This window comes from Bernardetia aquimarina (genome assembly GCF_042180575.1).
Classification (GTDB): domain Bacteria; phylum Bacteroidota; class Bacteroidia; order Cytophagales; family Bernardetiaceae; genus Bernardetia.
Map to the genome: position 1 here is coordinate 3,309,510 of NZ_CP170094.1, position 18,476 is coordinate 3,327,985.

16 protein-coding genes are annotated in these 18,476 nt (G+C 29.9%); 14 read left to right on the plus strand and 2 right to left on the minus strand.

Annotated features, from left to right (window positions below; translation table 11 throughout):
- The first annotated feature begins 108 nt into the window (after window positions 1–108).
- Complete coding sequence (locus ACE193_RS14135; RefSeq protein ID WP_375558606.1) at window positions 109–1,296, plus strand: ISL3 family transposase; 1,188 nt, start codon at window positions 109–111, stop codon at window positions 1,294–1,296.
- Here ACE193_RS14135 and ACE193_RS14140 read toward each other — a convergent pair.
- On the minus strand, window positions 1,289–1,558 hold the full coding sequence (locus tag ACE193_RS14140) for a hypothetical protein (RefSeq protein ID WP_375558868.1): 270 nt from the start codon (window positions 1,556–1,558) through the stop codon (window positions 1,289–1,291). The two genes, ACE193_RS14135 and ACE193_RS14140, sit on opposite strands and share 8 nt — an antisense overlap.
- A gap of 156 nt (window positions 1,559–1,714) precedes the next feature.
- Between ACE193_RS14140 and ACE193_RS14145 the strand changes: the two genes are divergently transcribed.
- The 13 genes from ACE193_RS14145 to rffA all read left to right on the plus strand — a co-directional run bounded on the left by ACE193_RS14145 (window position 1,715) and on the right by rffA (window position 16,008).
- Window positions 1,715–2,968 carry a SpoIIE family protein phosphatase gene (locus ACE193_RS14145; RefSeq protein ID WP_375558869.1) on the plus strand — a complete coding sequence of 418 codons (1,254 nt, stop codon included), beginning with the start codon at window positions 1,715–1,717 and terminating at the stop codon, window positions 2,966–2,968.
- A 19-nt stretch (window positions 2,969–2,987) separates the two neighbouring features.
- Window positions 2,988–4,373, plus strand: coding sequence for a tetratricopeptide repeat protein (locus tag ACE193_RS14150; protein WP_375558870.1), 1,386 nt, complete (start codon window positions 2,988–2,990; stop codon window positions 4,371–4,373).
- A gap of 87 nt (window positions 4,374–4,460) precedes the next feature.
- Window positions 4,461–5,069: a DUF1599 domain-containing protein gene (locus ACE193_RS14155; RefSeq protein ID WP_375558871.1), complete on the plus strand. Its 609-nt coding sequence runs from the start codon at window positions 4,461–4,463 to the stop codon at window positions 5,067–5,069.
- 8 nt (window positions 5,070–5,077) lie between these two features.
- On the plus strand, window positions 5,078–6,184 hold the full coding sequence (locus ACE193_RS14160; RefSeq protein ID WP_375558872.1) for a BT_3928 family protein: 1,107 nt from the start codon (window positions 5,078–5,080) through the stop codon (window positions 6,182–6,184).
- Window positions 6,185–6,214: 30 nt separating this feature from the next.
- Window positions 6,215–7,738 (plus strand): HTTM domain-containing protein, encoded by a 1,524-nt coding sequence (locus ACE193_RS14165; RefSeq protein WP_375558873.1) that lies wholly within the window; start codon window positions 6,215–6,217, stop codon window positions 7,736–7,738.
- A 19-nt stretch (window positions 7,739–7,757) separates the two neighbouring features.
- The gene (locus tag ACE193_RS14170; RefSeq protein ID WP_375558874.1) at window positions 7,758–9,554 is read left to right on the plus strand and encodes an HTTM domain-containing protein; all 1,797 of its coding nucleotides are present in this window, start codon (window positions 7,758–7,760) and stop codon (window positions 9,552–9,554) included.
- 14 nt (window positions 9,555–9,568) lie between these two features.
- A complete protein-coding gene (locus tag ACE193_RS14175; protein WP_375558875.1) occupies window positions 9,569–10,411 on the plus strand; it encodes an NAD-dependent epimerase/dehydratase family protein in 843 nt (280 codons plus the stop codon).
- Entirely contained in the window at window positions 10,395–11,387 is a 993-nt protein-coding gene (locus ACE193_RS14180; protein WP_375558876.1) for an ATP-grasp domain-containing protein, read from the plus strand. Before ACE193_RS14175 ends, ACE193_RS14180 begins: the two co-directional genes overlap by 17 nt.
- A 3-nt stretch (window positions 11,388–11,390) precedes the next feature.
- Window positions 11,391–12,035 (plus strand): HAD family hydrolase, encoded by a 645-nt coding sequence (locus ACE193_RS14185; protein ID WP_375558877.1) that lies wholly within the window; start codon window positions 11,391–11,393, stop codon window positions 12,033–12,035.
- A 15-nt stretch (window positions 12,036–12,050) separates the two neighbouring features.
- Window positions 12,051–12,992, plus strand: a complete 942-nt coding sequence (locus ACE193_RS14190; protein ID WP_375558878.1) for a glycosyltransferase family 2 protein — start codon at window positions 12,051–12,053, stop codon at window positions 12,990–12,992.
- Window positions 12,989–13,624: an acetyltransferase gene (locus tag ACE193_RS14195; RefSeq protein ID WP_375558879.1), complete on the plus strand. Its 636-nt coding sequence runs from the start codon at window positions 12,989–12,991 to the stop codon at window positions 13,622–13,624. Before ACE193_RS14190 ends, ACE193_RS14195 begins: the two co-directional genes overlap by 4 nt.
- 25 nt (window positions 13,625–13,649) lie before the next feature.
- Window positions 13,650–14,828 (plus strand): acyltransferase family protein, encoded by a 1,179-nt coding sequence (locus ACE193_RS14200; RefSeq protein WP_375558880.1) that lies wholly within the window; start codon window positions 13,650–13,652, stop codon window positions 14,826–14,828.
- 49 nt (window positions 14,829–14,877) lie between these two features.
- Window positions 14,878–16,008, plus strand: a complete 1,131-nt coding sequence (gene rffA, locus ACE193_RS14205; protein WP_375558881.1) for a dTDP-4-amino-4,6-dideoxygalactose transaminase — start codon at window positions 14,878–14,880, stop codon at window positions 16,006–16,008.
- Window positions 16,009–16,288: 280 nt separating this feature from the next.
- On the opposite strand, the gene ACE193_RS14210 is transcribed toward rffA, so the two are convergent.
- Window positions 16,289–18,379, minus strand: a complete 2,091-nt coding sequence (locus ACE193_RS14210; protein ID WP_375558882.1) for a M13 family metallopeptidase — start codon at window positions 18,377–18,379, stop codon at window positions 16,289–16,291.
- Window positions 18,380–18,476 lie beyond the last annotated feature (97 nt).

Consider the following 18,476-nt stretch of genomic DNA (forward strand, 5'->3'; position numbering starts at 1 on the left):
TTATTAATTTTATAGTGCGTTTAGTCTGAGTAAATTTAAAAAAATAGAATTCTTAAAAAAAATGGTTCTTCCGACAATTTAGCGATAATTTCTTAATTTAGCCTTTCTATGGATACTAACACAATAGCAATTTTATTAGGTTTTTCAGATTTTTCAGTAACGAAAATAGAATCTTCTCCACTTCGCTTAACTATTTATGGAGAAAGTAATTTAGCCGATTCTATTTGTCCTAATTGCTTGAAAAAGTGCAATAAAGTGACTTCTACTTCAGAACGTATTGTTCGTGACCGAAATATTTTAGACAAAGAGGTTTATTTACACTTAACTTCTCGTCAATTTCATTGTCAAGATTGTACTCGTTACTTTCAAGAAGTTTTTAGTTTTGTTTCTAAGCAAAAAAATCAAACTCATCGTTTGGAAAAATATCTTTATTTATGTTTGAAAGATAGCAGTTTCAAAGAAGTAGCTATCCGAGAAAACATACTTTGGGATGTTTTAGATGGTATTTTTAAAACCTATAGTAAACGTGAGATAAAAAAACACCTAGATTATTTTCCTCGACGTTTAGGTATTGATGAATTTGCTTACAAAAAAGGAAAAAAGGAATATGCTGTTGTTTTAGTAGATTTAGATACAGGTCAAGTTTGGGATATTTTAGAATACCGTAATAAAGAGTATTTAAAAGCCTATTTTTTATCCAAAGGCGAAGTTTTTTGTACTAGTATAGAAGTATTTTCTTGTGATATGTGGGAGGGATTTTCAAATACAGCAAAAGAAGTATTTCCTAACGCTGATGTAGTAATAGATCGCTTTCATTTTTTTCAGCATTGTAATAAAGTGCTAGATAGCATTCGTAAAGAATTACGACGAAAAGATGATAAAAACGTTCATTTCAAGCAAATAAAATGGCTTTTATACAAGGCATGGAAAGACCTTACTTATAAAGAAAGACGAGTTTTACTTAAAGCGTTTAGGTTTAGCTCAACGCTTAGACAGGTGTATTTTATGAAAGTGGAATTACAAAATATATTTAATACTGATTTGAGTAAACAAGAAGCTAAAAAACTACTAGACCAATGGATAGAAGAAGCTCAAAAAATAAATCATAAGGCTCTAAATAGATTTATAAATACGTTTAATTCTTGGAAAAATGATATTATTAATTTCTTCAAAGATAGATATTCTAACGGAATAGTAGAGGGAATTAATAATAAAATTAAGACCCTCAAAAGGAGTGGGTATGGGTTTAGAAACTTTCAAAATTTTAGATTGAGAATGATAGTCAAATTCATATAATCGCTAAAAAGTCGGAAGAGCCAAAAAAATCAGTAAAAAAGGAAAACCCAACGCCCAAGCAATATAAGGCTGAGAATCTATTTGTATAAAACGTATAATTCAAAACTAAATTTTCAGCCGTTTTGAGATATTGTACTGAATCATGTGTCTGTGCTACTCCTTTATAAGTACTCCAAATTTGAAAAATAAGAAGAATCAAAAAACCAATCAAAAAACGAATTTTTGAGTTAGAATCTAATTTTTTTTGAAAATGGTAAAGCATAAATTAAAATATCGAATAGGAAGCAAAACAAAATGAAAAAAACAATGCTGTAAAATACGTTCCTTTTTTGTAAATTGCCTATCAAATTTAGCCAGTATCAAAAAATAATAGCAAAATATAAAGAGTTAAACACTACTCTTTCTTCTTTATAATAACATGTCAGAAAAAGCAACAGAAGCATTAGATGAATTAGAACTCAAAAAAATTGAGTTGGATTCACTCATCGATATTATTAAATCTATTAACGGAAACATTCCAGAACAGGACTTGTACCGTACTTTTATGTTTACATTGCGCTCATATCCACATATTTCGAAGATGACTTTGTATGTCTTAGATGAAGATACAGAAGTGGATGCAAGCAGAAATAAATGGTTTAATAAAGAAGGTTTTGGCACGTTGGGAAATTATAGAAATGTGCTTTTGCCACAAGAAATATTAGAGATAAATAAAGTTTCTTCTACAACAGATTTTAATCATTTAGCTCCTTTTAATGAGTTTTGTTTTTTGATTCCCATTCATCACAAGAATCAAGTTTTGGCATACCTTTTCTTAGGCAGAGCTTATGATAATTTATTAGAAGAGGATTTGGATTTGCCTTTTATTCAAGCACTGAGTGATATTATCATTGTTGCTGTGGAGAATAAAAAATTAGCTAGAAAACAAAAAATACAAGAGGCATTTAATCGTCAGTTGGAAATAGCTAGTGAAGTACAATCTTTACTTTTACCAAAGCATTTGCCTAATCAAGACAAATTTAGTGTTGTGGCAAGTTATTACCCTCATCACAATGTAGGAGGAGATTATTATGATTATATTCAAATTAATGATAACCAATTTTTGCTTTGTGTAGCTGATGTATCTGGAAAAGGATTTCCTGCTGCTATACTTATGTCAAACTTTCAAGCAGCTCTACGTACAATGGCACGTCAGACAACAGATTTAAAAAAAATTGTAGAAGAACTTAATCATTTGATTATTCAAAATTCGGGTGGTGGACATTTTATTACGGCGTTCTTTTTCTTGTATAATAAAAGTCAAAAAACGGCAGTTTATATTAATGCTGGACACAATGCACCTATTTTAATACTTAATCCTCATCACGTTCAGCATTTGGAAGAAGGAACAACTATTTTAGGAACATTTGATACACTTCCTTTTCTGACAGTTGCAAATCTAAATAATTTAGATGATTTCTTAATTTTTTGTTACACAGATGGTTTTACAGAAACGGCTGCTGAAGATGGAGAAGAATTTGGAGAAGAGAATTTACTCGCAGGTGTAAAAGAAAACTTTCACCATTCACACCAAGAACTTCACGAACGGTTATTTGATAAACTTCATCTTTTTAAAGGAAATACGCCTTACCCAGATGATATTACACTACTTTCTTGTAGAGTAAAAAAGTAGCCAACAAAAAATAATACTTATGAAAATACATATTTTACTTATACTTCTATTTATTCTATCATTTTCTAATTATTCATATAGTCAAACAAAAACTATAGATAGTCTTGTCTTAGAACTGAAAAAGATTAAAACAGAAGAGAAAAAAGTTGATTTACTCAATGAAATAGGTTGGGCTTATTTTTTAAATGATACAAAAAAGTACGGAGAATATGCTCAAAAAGCCTATCAAGAATCACGTAAAATACATTATACGGAGGGAGAGGTTATTTCACTTTCTCATTTGAGTTGGTTTTATCAGCAAAGAGGACAAATTGATAAAGCCTTTGATTATGGAATTCAATCTGTTAAGCTATTAGATTCTGCCAAGATTACTACATTACAAACTCGTGCTTGGGTCTATCTTGTTGTGGGAGCAATATATGATATACAAGGTCTGTACAATGTCGCTTTTCCATATTATGAAAAATCTTTAAAGCTTTATAAAGAAGATGAAGATTTATTACGAGCTTCTTGGGTTCTACAAAATTTAGGTGCTGCTTATAGTGATAAAGAAGAATATAAAATTTCTATGCACTATAGTTATCAAGCAAAAGATATTTATGAAAAGTTACAAGATTATAGTAGTATTGCAATGATATGTGAAAATATAGGCATAAATTATATAGCCTTAGAGAATTATGATTCTGCTAGATGGTATTTTCAGAAAGGACTACAAGCAGCAATAGTAGCAGAAGAAGGGATACTTAAAAACAGCATTAGTTTGGAGCAAACTAAGTTATTTTTATTAGAAAATAAATATAATGAAGCAAAAATAACACTAGACCAAGTCGCTGATTTTTTAGAAAATAATTATGATATAAATATAGCATTGTTTTATCATGAAGTATCTACTGAATATAACGAGAAAATAAAAAAGTTTGAAAAAGCATTATTTCATGAACGTCAGTGTCAATTATATACAGACTCTATAAATGATTTGGAAAGTCAAAAGGATGCTGCTCGTCTACAAGGCAATTTTGAAATAGAACGAAAAATAGCACAAGAAAAAGAAGAAGAAGAAAATCAAAAACAGCTTTTAGAGGAAAAAATAGAAAGACAAAACATGCTTATTTATACAGGAATAACAATTATTCTTTTTGTTATTATTGGCTTTTTATACCTTCTCAAAACATTCAATGCTTCTGAAAAAGTACTTAAAGCAGGTTTGTTTTTTGTTTTACTACTTCTTTTTGAGTTTATTCTTCTTTTATTAGAACCAAAAATAGAAGCATTAGCTGTTGGCAATATCTTAATAAAACTTATTGCAAATTTAATTATTGCTCTTCCTATTGTACCTCTACATAGTTGGTTAGAGAAAAGACTAATACTTTTATTTATAGGAAAAAGCAACGTTCACAAAAAATAGAGTAATATCTATCAAATTCGAATAAGTAAACTAGATTATGTATTTTTGTAAGTACAATCAAAACTATTCATTAAAAAAAGAAACGCCTTGACCGACAAAACACTAGCTCAATATCGCCAAATAATGGTTACGTGTAGGCAACTATTCGACCAAAAAAACAAAGATTATGGTACTTCGTGGCGTATTTTGCGATTGCCAAGTATTACAGACCAAATTTATATCAAAGCACAGCGCATCCGAACTATTCAAGATAAAGGTTCGCAAATGGTAGGTGATGATATTGCTTCTGAGTTTATTGGAATAATCAATTATTCATTGATGGCACTCATTCAAATTCAGCTTCGAAACGATGAGCGTTTAGAGCTTCCACTTAGAGAAGTAACTGAATATTATCAAAAACATTCAGAAGTTTCACAGCAACTCTTGAACCGTAAAAACCACGATTACGGAGAGGCTTGGCGTGTCATGCGAATTACAAGTATTACAGATATTATTTTGATGAAACTGCTTCGTATTAAGCGCATTGAAGATAACCAAGGCAAAACATTGGTTTCTGAAGGCATTGATGCAGGCTATAAAGATATGATAAATTACTCTGTTTTTGCACTTATTTTGATGATGGAACAAAACCAAAGCTCTAATCAAAATAAAGGAAGTAATGAACAAAAAATAGATAAAAAATTACAAGAACAATAAAAATTACCATGAAATTTCTCAATCAAATCATTTGTTTTTTAGTTGGTGCATTATTTATTTTTTCGGGTGCAGTAAAAGCCATTGACCCCATTGGAACAGCTATAAAATTAGGCGAATACTTTGAAGTTTTTGCAACAGATGTACCCTCTTTTCATGGCTTTTTTCATTTTTTGAATCAGAATGCTACTGTTTTGGCTGTGGTTTTTGTTGTTTCAGAAATAGTCTTAGGAACAGCTCTTTTGATTGGTTTTAAACGAAAAATTACGGTTTGGCTTTTATTTTTGATGATTACCTTTTTTACGTTTCTTACTTTTTATTCAGCTTATTTCAATAAAGTAACAGATTGTGGTTGTTTTGGCGATTTTATTCCTTTAAAGCCTTGGGAATCCTTTACAAAAGATGTTGTTCTTTTTATTTTGATTACAATTCTATTAGTTCAAGTAAAGAAATTAACCAATAAATCTAATTTTTTTACTTTTGTAGTTATGCTTTCTACAACACTTCTTTCAGGGTTTTTGACTTATTATGCTATTCAATATGAAGCTCCTATTGATTTTAGAGCATATGCAGTTGGTAAAAATATTTCTGAACAAATGAAATCTCAAGAGCCTCCTCGTTATATTTACATAATGGAAAAGGACGGACAAGAATTCAGAATGGAAGAATATCCAACTGACCCAGCTTATAAATATATAAGTAATGAACTTCTGAACGAAGCTGAAAGCAAACCTAAAATTACAGATTATAGTCTTTGGAATGATGAAGGAGATTTTACACAGGAGTCTTTAACAGAAAAGCGCATTTTCATTTTAGTTCAGAATGTAGAAAAGGGGGATTTTAGTAACTTTGAGAAAATTAAAAAAGTGATTAGTGAAGTAACAGCAAAGAATGCAAACATAAAAGTTGCAATTCTTACCTCTGATACAAAAACAGCCATTGATGCTTTTAAAGCTAGTCAGAATTTTAATTATCCTTTTTATTATATCGACGCAACTGTTATCAAAACGATAGCTCGCTCAAACCCTGCACTTTGGATGCTTGACGAAGGAACTGTGGTAGGAAAATTTTCGCCTAATGAAGTTCCTAGTTCGGAAGAAGTATTAGAGTTATATTAAATAAATAATTGTTGAAGTTAATACATTCAGATGAAAAAAATATATGATTTTTTTGAAAAGCTTTATGATAAAAAAGTAGATCCTACTGGACTAGCCTTGTTTCGTATATGCTTTGGTTTTGTTCTGTTGGGAGAAGTTTTGCAGTTATTTTATTTTAGATACTTAATATTTAATCCTCAATCAATACACATACACTATGAATTTAGCATCAATGCTTTTCTGCTTGTTTGGACTATTGTATTGTGTTTTTTAATTGTTGGTTTGTTTACACGTTATGTAACAATTATTAATTATGTGTACTCTGTATTTATATTTGGAACATCTTCTACATGGGAATATCATGTAGATTATATTTACATGGGTGTTGGATTTTTATTAATTTTTACGTCGATATCTGAAACGTTGTCGGTAGATAGTTTTATTAAATCATATAGAGAGAAAGTAGCTAAACAACCTATTAATATCAATCAAGTATCTATATTGAATTATCTTGCTATTTTATTTGTGGGAGTAGGATTAGTGTATTTTGATTCTGTTTTCCATAAATCAGTTTCTACAACATGGTCTAATGGATTAGGAGTTTGGAAACCTGCTTCTTTACCTCAATTGACTTTTTTAGATTTAAACTGGTTAATGAACCAAAAGTATCTTATGATTTTTGCCAGTCATTTGACATTACTATTAGAGCTAGTATTTATATTTATTTTTTGGCATAAGAAAGCTAGACTTCCAATATTTATTGTAGGTTTAGGATTGCATTTAGGTATTCTAATAGCCTTTCCAATTCCGTGGTTTGCGCTTACTATGATATGTTTGTATATTCTAATGATTCCTTTGGGTTTTATCAAAGGTATTAATATACGTTATCAGAGGCTGTTAGCAAAAATTATAAACAGTGAAATAGATTCAGAATCAGAGAATTATAAAGACTCAATTTTTAAAAAGTTACATATTTACCTAATTATTTTTTGTCTTTTGGGAATGTTTATTCTGCAATTAGGAGCAACCTATCGCTCCCCACTTGTTCAGAAAGTTGTGCTAGAAAATAATTTACAAAACTCCTTCGTTAATAGAGCCTTGAGTAATACAGCTAAAAAAATAAGTCCAATAGGACGCATTTTTTTCGGTATAGTACCTCATAGTGTATTTCTTGATTTTCATTATACAGGATATAATCATATTGTAGGAATTACGTATCTTGAAAAAGATAATACTGAGACCTGGTTACCTATAAGTACTCCTAGGGGACAGGCATCTTGGTATAATACAGGTAGGAATTGGGCGAAGATTGGTTTCAGAACAGTAGGACCACAAGTAGATTCTACACTTCTTTCTAATGGAATAAAACGATTTACAGAGTTTTATGCAATGAAAAAGGATATTGATTTAGCTGATGCTACGTTCAAAATAAAAGTCAAAAAAGTAGATATTCCTACTGAGTGGGAAAAAGACTTCCTTAAAAATCAAATGGCAAAACCTTGGCAAGATGTTGGAGAAGCTACTTGGAAAGATGGTAAATTTTTTATTGAAGTACCTAATATAGAATCTCTTTAACAAATAATTTATTATAAAAATGAGATATATATATAATTTTTTTGAAAAACTTTATGATAAAAAAGTAGACCCTACTGGGTTAGCCTTATTTAGAATAATCTATGGTTTGATACTTCTTGGTGAAGTTTTGCAAGGATTTTATTTTCGTATTCTTTTTTGGGAAACAAACAGAAATCATTTTGATCGTTTTGATCACTTTGACCATTTTGCTTTATTATCACTTTTTACGATTGCTATTATTGCAATACTATTTTTGATAGTTGGTTTCAAGACTCGTATTGCTACGGTACTTATTTATATACTAAACTTATTTACATTTTCTATTACAAACTACTTTGAGTACCATGTGGATTATGGATATACAGGAATCAATTTTATGTTGATGTTTATGCCTGTTGCCCGTGTGTGGTCTATAGATAGTGTAGTAAATAAAGTAAAACAAATTCGTAAAGGCAGTAGACTTACTACTACCACAGTTAGTATTCTCAATAACTATATTTTAGTAGGTGTAGGTGTAGGAATTGTCTATCTTGATTCTATTTTTTATAAATTAGTTTCTCCAATGTGGATGAGTGGACTTGGATTTTGGAAACCAGCTTCCATTATTCAGGCTACCTATTTAGATTTATCTTTTTTATTGAACAATGAATTTTTAAGTTTATCATTAGGGTATATTACTTTATGTTTTGAGTTCGTATTTTTATTCTTTATTTGGTTTAGATGGGCAAGAGTTCCTCTTATCATCATTGGTTTGGGCTTGCATCTAGGGATTTTATTTGCCTATCCTATCCCATGGTTTGCTCTAACGGTAGCTAGTCTTTATATTTTATTGATTCCCTCTTCTTTTTGGAATAAGATTGCACAGAAAATAAAGACCAAAAAAGTAGTTTTGGTTGTTTATTATAGTCCTCAATTATACATAGATAATGTATTAAAAACTATAGTTACGAGCTATGATTTTTTTGGGAAAATAAATTTTGTTCCTAACTTAAATAATGAACCTGTACTTTTAGAAGGGAATGAATCTTTAAAAGGTTGGAAAGCTTGGGAAGAAATTATGAATACCTCTCTATTTTTGCTTCCTTTAAGAAGTTTTTTACTAATTCCTTTTTTTAATAAAAGAATATATACTATCTACTCAACAGAAAATAAAAATTATCAATTAGAGGCTAAATCAGTTGCTTTTTTTTCTGTAAATACAATAAATAGATTGAAATTAAACTTGATAATAACATTCTTGATATATGTGATATTTAGTCAACTCTTATGTACCAATCAATCATTATTATTAAAAAAATATTACACAAAATATAATTTAGAATTTCCATTTTTAGTAACTAAAAAAATGGATTTTGTTATTCTTGCAAATAGATTTCTTTTTGGAATAGTGCCACATCCTGTATTTATGGATGTTCACTTTGAAGGATACAATCATATTGTAGCAATTACTCATGTAGATAAAAATGGAAATGAAACTTGGCTTCCCATAATTAGTAAAAATGGACAGGCTTCTTACTATAATACAGGAAGGCAATGGGTAAATTGGACTTTTAGAGTAAATAGTTCTTATGTGAATTCTCAAGCTCTCAAACGTGGTATAGAAAATTATACGTACTTTTGGATAAATAAGCAAAAAAATATAAGTTTAGAAGATGCCACTTTCAAAATAAAAGTAAAGAAAGTAGATGTTCCTGCTAATAAATGGGAAAAAGATTTCTTGAAAAAACAAATGGCAAAACCTTGGCTAGATGTTAGTGACGCAAAATGGAAAGACGGTAAATTTTTTATTGAAGTACCTAATATAGAATCTCTCTAAAAACATATTGTATCATGGATTCTATTCTGATAGTAGGAGCAAATAGTTTTTTGGCTAAATACATAGTGGATAATAATACAGAAAATGTAGTAGATGGAATATTTAATCTACAAAAGCCAACTAATAGTAATTACAATAATTTGTTTTCTGTGCAAGAACTAAAAAATATTACTTATCAATATGATAAAATATTTCTTTTAGCTTCTTTTATTCCGTATGGAAAAATGAATGAGGCAAATCCCAATCTGATAACTTCTAATATTGATTTAATTAGCCAAGTTAGCAAAAACTTTCCTTCTTCTAAGATTATATTTGCTTCTAGCGTATCTGTATATGGAGAGAATCAACAATTTCCTTTATCAATAGATTCAGCATTTAAAAATCCAAACTTATATGGTTTGTCTAAATTGGCAGGAGAAACAATTATAAAAAATCATGCTAAATACGGAATTATACGTTTTTCGTCTTTATATGGAATAGGAATGAATAAACAGACTTTTTTGCCAAAAGTTATTCAATCTGCAATTATAAAAAATAAAATAACTGTATTTGGAGATGGAAGTCGCTTACAAGATTACTTTCATGTAGCAGATGCAGCAAGGTTATGTATGAGTGTGTCTGAATATCCTCAAAATGATACTTTTTTGGGTGTACAGGGAAGTTCAGTTAGTAACTTAGAGGTTGTAAAAGCTATAAAAAAAGCGATTCCTAATCTGAAAATTAACTTTGAAGGCGAAGATAAAACACCTTCTTTTGTTTATCAAAATAAATCTACATCAGAAAAACTTAACTTTACGCCAAAATACAACTTAGAAACACAAATAAAGAATCTTATTTTTCATGAAAAGAACAATTAATATTTTAGTTACTGGAATAGGTGGAAATGTTGGACAAGGTATATTAAGGAATATACATACTTATGCAAAAGAAAATGAAAAGTTTACTTTTCGTATCATAGGCATAAATGTAACACCTATTTCAGCAGGGAATCATCTTTGTGATGAAGTTTATGAGATAGAATATGCTTATGATAAAAACTATATTCCTTCAATTATTTCTATTTGTGAAAAAGAAAATATAGATGTTATCTTTCCAAGTACAGATTATGAAGTCTATTATCTGAGTAAAAATAGTGATAAGTTGCCCAAAATGGCTGTTTCTCCTACCGAAACAAATGAAGTTTTTTTGGATAAATACAAAACATGGGAGTTTTTCTCACAACATCAAATTCCATTTGCTCATTCTTATTTGCCTTCTACTTATCCTCCAAATACTTTTTTATCTTATATTTTAAAACCAAAAGAAGGAAGAGGTTCAAGAGGAATCCATATTAATCCTAAAAATATAAAAGAATTTAGTGATGATTATATGGTTCAAGAGTTATGGACAGGAAAAGAAATTACTTGTGCTTTTTATGTTACTCGCCAACAAAAACTACATGGATTTATTACCTTTGAGCGAGAGTTACAAAGTGGAGCAACAGCCTTTTGTGAAGTGATAGAAAAATACGATTTAGAATTAGAAAAAATCATCCAAAAAATGATGACTCATCTAACTATTATAGGTTCTTGTAACATTCAAGCCATAGTAACAGAAAAAGGGCAAATTATTCCTTTTGAAATAAATGGAAGAATATCAGGAACAAACTCTATTCGTTCACAATTTGGCTTTAAAGATATAGAATATATACTGGAAGAATATGTTTTTGATAAAGAACCTTCTGCTCCAAAAATTACAAAAGGAAGTGCAATACGTATTTTAATGGATGTTATTTATCCAAACTCAGAACTTGATAAACCTAAAAATACTAAAACAGACCATTTTATTTATTAAAAAATGCCTTACAATTATATATTTTTTGATGTTGCTAATACACTACTACACAAACCTGAATTATTTACAAAAATAAATCAAGTATTAGTAGATCAAGGTTATGAAATAGACATAAAACATCTAAAACAGGTTCATAAACTGCTTAGTGAGACTATTATCTTTCCTGATAAAACATCTAAAGATTTTTATAAGCAATTTAATGCAGAACTGCTTTATGCTATTGGTATTTTGCCTACTAATATGTTACTAGAAAAGATTTTTTCAGCTTGCACATATATGGAGTGGAAAACATTTGACGATACAGATTTTATCAATCAGATTTCTATTCCAATAGGTATTATTTCAAATTGGGATACATCTTTAGAAACTAAATTAAAATCTTATTTTGATTATGATTTTTTCGAGATTTATGGTTCACAAAAAGAAGGCGTAAAAAAACCATCTTTAGATTTTTATAAAAGAGCTATCAAAAATTTAGATTGTCCTCCAAATCAAATTCTATATGTAGGAGATTCTATAAAATTAGATATAGAACCTGCTCGTAAATTAGGTATAGAAGCTATTTTGATTGATAGAGAAAATGTATTTCCTTACTATAAAGAACCCAAAATTAATTCATTACATCAACTTTCTACATTTTTAGATTGATTCATTATATAGACTATGTTAAAAGACAAACTACTTTCTTTGGTTGTTCCTGTATATTTTGAAGAAGAATGTATCGAACAGTTTATTGCAGAAACGACGAAAGTATTAAAAGACCATGATATTAATTATGAAATTATTTTTATTGATGATGGAAGTAAAGATAATACTGTAGAGCTAATAAAAACACAGGCTCTAACAAATAATAATCTGAAATTAATAGAGTTTTCTTATAATCATGGCAAACAAGCAGCACTTACAGCAGGAATAACATATTCCAACGGAGATTATTTGCTTATGATGGATCCTGATTTACAAGACCCTCCTTTAGAAATTCCAAATTTTATAAAAAAAATAGAAGAAGGATATGATTTAGTATTTGGTGTACGCAAAGAGAAAAAAGATAATATCATAAATGTACTTTTCTCTAAACTTTTTTGGTGGGTTTTGGAGCATTTTACAGGACTTAATTTGCCTAGAGGCTTGGCTGTAATGCGTATTTTTAATCGTCGTTTTACGAATCAGTTTTTGAAGTATAATGAATCAAGCAGATTTATAGAAGGAATGTTTATGCATGTGGGAATGAAACAAACTACTATTACAATCGAACAACGAGAACGTTTTGCTGGTGTAAGTAAATTTAATTTTAGTCGAAAACTCAATCTTGCCTTTGATGCTATTTTAGATTTTTCAGACCTTCCTCTCAAAAATATTATTCGTATAGGTTCTTATATGGTTATGTTTGGTTTTTTTGCTGCTTTTTTTATCATTGTTGCCAAACTTCTTCTCATTGATTTTCAAATGGGTTGGTCTTCTATAATGGTTTCTATGCTTATTGGTTTTGGTATTCAACTGATAATGATGGGAATTGTGGGAGTTTATGTAGGAAAGATATATAAGCAAGTCAAACAAAGACCTCTTTATTCAGTCAAAACAGTTACTAATTTAGAAGAAAAATGAAAAAAAAACTAGCTATTATTGGAGCAGCAGATTTAGGACAACTTATAGCACATCATGCAAAAGCTTGTGACTTTGAAGTAGTTGGTTTTTATGATGATTTTCAAACACTTGAAAGTGCTGACAATAAATTTATTCTTTTAGGCAAAATTGCTGACATAGAAAAAGACTTTAAAGCAGATAAATTTGATGAAATCAGTATTGCCATAGGTTACAAACACCTTGAATTTAAAGAACAAATACTTCATAAACTATTATCTCAGAATATTCCGTTAGCTTCTATTGTTCATCCTTCTGCATATATAGATTCTAGTGCAAAAATAGGTAAGGGAGTTGTTATTTTGCCTCACACTACTGTAGATGCAGGTTGTAAGATTGGTCATGGTGTTTTACTCAATACGGCTGTTTGTATTGCCCATGATACAGAAATAAAAACCTGTTGTTTTATTGCTCCTTCAGCAGCTTTAGCAGGCTTTATTAAAGTTGAAAAAAGGTGTTTTTTGGGAATCAATAGCACTATTATAGATAATATTTCTATTTGTCAAGACACTCAAATTGGTGCAGGGACAGTTGTTACTAAATCTATTACAGAAAAAGGGCTTTATGTAGGAGTGCCTGCTAAAAAAAACAAATAAATAGCATTTTTATAAAAGAATAATAATGAGTAAAGGTAAGGAAGAAAGAATCTTTTTTAAAGGACTAAACGAACTTAGAGCTATAGCAGCTTTGGCAGTTGTTTTTCACCATATTGAACTTTATAAAAGAATGGGAGGCAAAGCTTCTCTTATAGGCATTTCTGAATTGTCTTATTTTACAAATAGTATTGGTAAACATGGAGTATATTTATTTTTTGTTTTGAGTGGGTTTTTGATTACTTATTTATTATTTATAGAACAAGAAAGATATGATAAGATAAATGTAAAAGATTTTTATGTGAGAAGAGTCCTTCGTATTTGGCCTCTTTATTATTTGATAGTTTTTTTATCTTTTTTTATTGTACCCCTATTGCCTGATTTATTACCTTTTTTGAAAGGGGAAACCAATTATATAAACAGGATAAATGTTATCTCTGATTCTTTCTACTTAAAATTAGCTCTTTTTTTAATGTTTTTTTCTCATATTGCTTTGGCTACGAAATCTGCTATAGCAGGAGCTGCTCAAACTTGGTCAGTAAGTGTAGAAGAACAATTTTATATTTTTTGGCCTGTTTTACTCAAATTATTCAAAAAAAATATTGTGTATGTTGCTTTAATTATCATTTTTTTTAAGCCCTTATTTCTGATAGGTTTTAAGTATGCACTAAATAATTATGAAATATTGAATTATAAAATCTTATTTTATTTTTATACCTATTTAGTTGAATTTCCTGTACATTATATGTGTATTGGTGCTTTAACAGCTTACTTGTTTTTTTATTATAAAGAGGTTGTTATAAGATTATTTAGTCATAAATTAATTATAATTGGTCTTTATGTTTCAACATGTGTATTGCTTTTTTATCCAGTTCTTATTTTGAATAAAGGACTACCTATATTATTTGGAGGTATTATTCTTCATGTAATCACAGCAAAAAAGATTTTTGAGAAACAAAAAACGATTCTAAATTTTTTAGGCAAAATATCGTATGGCATTTATATGTATCATCCTATCATAATGTTTTTATGTTTTGGTTTGATAAACTCATCAGATATTCAAAATATTATTTTATATAATGTTTTGGTTTATTTCTCAATTATTTCTCTAACTATTGGAATAAGTTATTTATCTTATACTTATTTTGAAAAATATTTTCTAAATTTCAAGCACAAATTCTCTAAAGTAAAAAGTGGAGATAGTTAAAAAATATTTTTAGAGCATTATTTTTTCATGTTATCTTAATTACTACTGTATGAATCTTATAACTTTTAATAAGCCTTATCTAACAGGAAAAGAAACGGAGTATATTCGTCAATCAGTTGAGAGTAAAAAAATCTCTGGAGATGGCATGTTTACCAAAAAAAGTCATCAGTTTTTTGAACAAAAATATGGTTTCAAAAAATGTTTGCTTACTACCTCTTGTACAGATGCACTTGAAATGGCTGCTCTTCTTATTGATTTGAAGGAAGATGATGAGGTAATTATGCCATCTTATACCTTTGTTTCTACTTCGAATGCCTTTGTTTTGCGTGGTGCAAAAATAGTTTTTGCAGATAGTGAACAAAATACTCCAAATATTGATGCTGATAAAATAGAAGAACTTATTACGCCAAAAACGAAAGCTATTGTAGTCGTTCATTATGCTGGAATGGCTTGTGACATGGACAAAGTTATGTCTATTGCTGATAAATATAATTTATTTGTAATTGAAGATGCTGCACAAGCTATTGATAGTTTTTATAATGAAAAACCATTGGGAAGTATTGGACATTTGGCTGCTTTTTCGTTTCATGAAACTAAAAATATTATTTCGGGAGAAGGTGGAATGTTAGTCATTAATGATGATAGATTTGTCAAGCGTGCTGAAATTATTAGAGAAAAAGGAACAAATCGTTCGGCTTTTTTTAGAGGCGAAATAGATAAATATGGTTGGGTAGATATTGGTTCTTCTTTTTTGCCTTCTGATATTATTGCAGCTTTTTTGTATGCTCAATTAGAAAACTTAGAAGATATACAAAGCCGTAGAAAAAATATTTGGAATAAGTATCAAGAAGGATTGAAAGAATTAGATGAGAAAAGATTAGTAAAAACACCTCAAATACCTAGCTATGCAACTAATAATGCACACATGTTTTATTTGATTTGTAATACTATTGAAGAACGCTCAGCACTTATTTCTAAGTTAAAAGAAAATGATATAAATGCTGTTTTTCATTATTTATCACTTCATAAATCTCCTTTTTATAACGATAAACATGATGGAAGAGAGCTTCTAAATTGTGATAAATATGCAAATTGTTTAGTTCGTCTTCCTTTTTATTACGAACTTACAGAAGAAGAAATAGACAAAATAATTGAAGTAATTACTGAATTTTATTCTTAACATAATCTCAAAAGTTACTATCAAATCACAAAAAACCGTTTTATTATTCTATAAAATAATAAAACGGTTTTTTTGATTAAAACTAAATTTTTCTGTTTTTGGTATTTCTACCAACGACATTATACCAAAATAAATATTAAACTTCACTGGTGCAAGATTCTATCTTGTATCTATCTATCTATTTCGTCAGTATATGCTGACAAAAAAGAGCGTCCAAGCAAAATACTTGAACGAGAAATCTAAAGGGAAACATAGATTTTATTTTGGTATTATTATCTGTTTACCAAATAACAATTTGTTTTTCTCTACGCATTTTGTCGCCTTCTTTTACCTCAAAAGCAGTAAAGAAAGGATCAAAATTACTCAAAGGTCCATTTGCACGAAACATACCTGGTGAGTGATAATCTACTTCAATTCGGTTGCGAAGCTCTTCATCTGTGAAGTTTACACGCCAAATTTGCGCCCAACTAATAAAGAAACGCTGCTCTGGCGTAAATTCATCTTGATTTTCTGGTTTGCCATCTCTAGCCCACGCTTTTTGAAGTGCATCATAAGCCACAGCCATTCCACCCAAATCAGCAATATTTTCGCCTAAAGTTGCATCACCTTTTACATTGATACCATCCAAAACTGTGTACTCACTATATTGATTGATAAGCGAAGTTGTTTTTTCTTTGAATTGTTCTTTGTCTGTATCTGTCCACCAATTATTCATGTTTCCTTCTGCGTCATACTGACTTCCTTGGTCATCAAAACCATGAGAAATTTCGTGTCCGATAACTGCACCAATTCCACCATAATTTACGGCATCATCAGCATATTCGCTAAAGAAAGGAGGTTGAAGTATTCCAGCAGGAAATACAATTTCGTTACTTGTTGGATTGTAGTAGGCATTTACAGTAGAAGGTGTCATGTGCCATTCTGATTTATCGACAGGAGTTCCTATTTTTGCCAAGTTATCTTTTAACCACCAAGCACTTGCATTCATAAAATTTTGAGCATAATTATCTTCTGAAAGCTCAAGTCCTTCGTAGGCTTTCCAAGCATCAGGATAACCAATTTTTGTAGTAATGGCAGAAAGTTTGGTAAGAGCTTGTTTCTTTGTGTCCTCACTCATCCATTCTAATCCTTTGATATGGTCTTCAAAACTTGCACGAACATCTTGTATCATTATTTCAGCACGTTCTTTTGCTTTTGGACTAAATGCCTCTTTTACATAAAGCTGACCTAAAGAGTGACCAACACTTCTATCAATTACATTCAAGACAAGTTTCCAACGCTCTTGCATTTCATTTTGTCCACGCATTGTTTTGTTATAGAAATCAAATGCTTCTTTCTCAAAATCTTTATTTAAAAAATTAGCAAAACTACTAGCAAGTTGATATTTTTGATAATCTTTAAGGGCATCCAAAGAGTTGCTTTTTAAGGCTTTACTCAACCCTGTAAAGAATTCAGGTTCTCCTAAAATAACATTCTCTACACTCTCAATATTTTGAATTCCGATGTCAGACAAGTGCTGTTTCCAATCTATGTTTGGAGAAAGTTTTTGAAGTTCAGCTAATGTCATTTTGTTATAATTCTTTTCTGTATCTCTGCGCTCTGCTGGCGTGCGAGAAACTTTAGCAAGAGCCGTTTCGATAGCAACTACGTTTTGAGCTTTTTTAGCTGCTGTTTCTTCATTTTCTCCCATCAAAACAAACATATTAGCGACATGCTTTTCAAAAGCTGCTAATTTTTCTTTAAGGTCAGCAGTTTCGTAATAGGCTTTTGGAAGTGAAGTTCCTCCTTGATTCATATAAAGTGCATTTGTAGAACTGTTTTTTTCATCAGCCGTTACATAAACACTAAATAAAGAACCTGCAATAGCTTTTTGATTTGCTGTTACTTTCAAAAGCTCTTCTAAAGTAGTTGCTTTATTGATTGCCTCTACATGAATTTCCATAGGCTTCATTCCCATTTCTTCACGTTTTGCTTCATTCATTCCACTTTTGTAAAATGCAGCTACATGACCTTCAGCAGAAGTTGGAGAAGCAGAGGTATTATTTGCAGCATTTTCAGCCACACGTTTTAATATTTCTCTGTTTCTTTCCAAAATTTCGCTAAAACTTGTCCAGCGAGTTTCAGAAGCAGGAATAGGATTGTTTTTGAGCCAACTTCCATTTACATACATAAAAAAGTCGTCTTGAGGACGAATAGTTGTATCAAAGTTAGCCAAATCAATAGCTAAATAATCGGTTGGTTTGTTGTCAGTTGCTACTTCTTCGGTTGCTTCGGTAGCAGTAGATTTTTTTGGTTCATTGCAAGAAGTCAAGCCAAGTCCGAAAGTCAGACCAAGTGTAACAGCTCCAATTTTGTAGATAGAATGTTTCATAAAATAGAATATAAATGTAGTACAGACTTTCTAGTCTGTGATAAAGTGTTTATGTATTTTTTCGAACAGACTGTGAAGTCAGTTGTACTTATTCTTA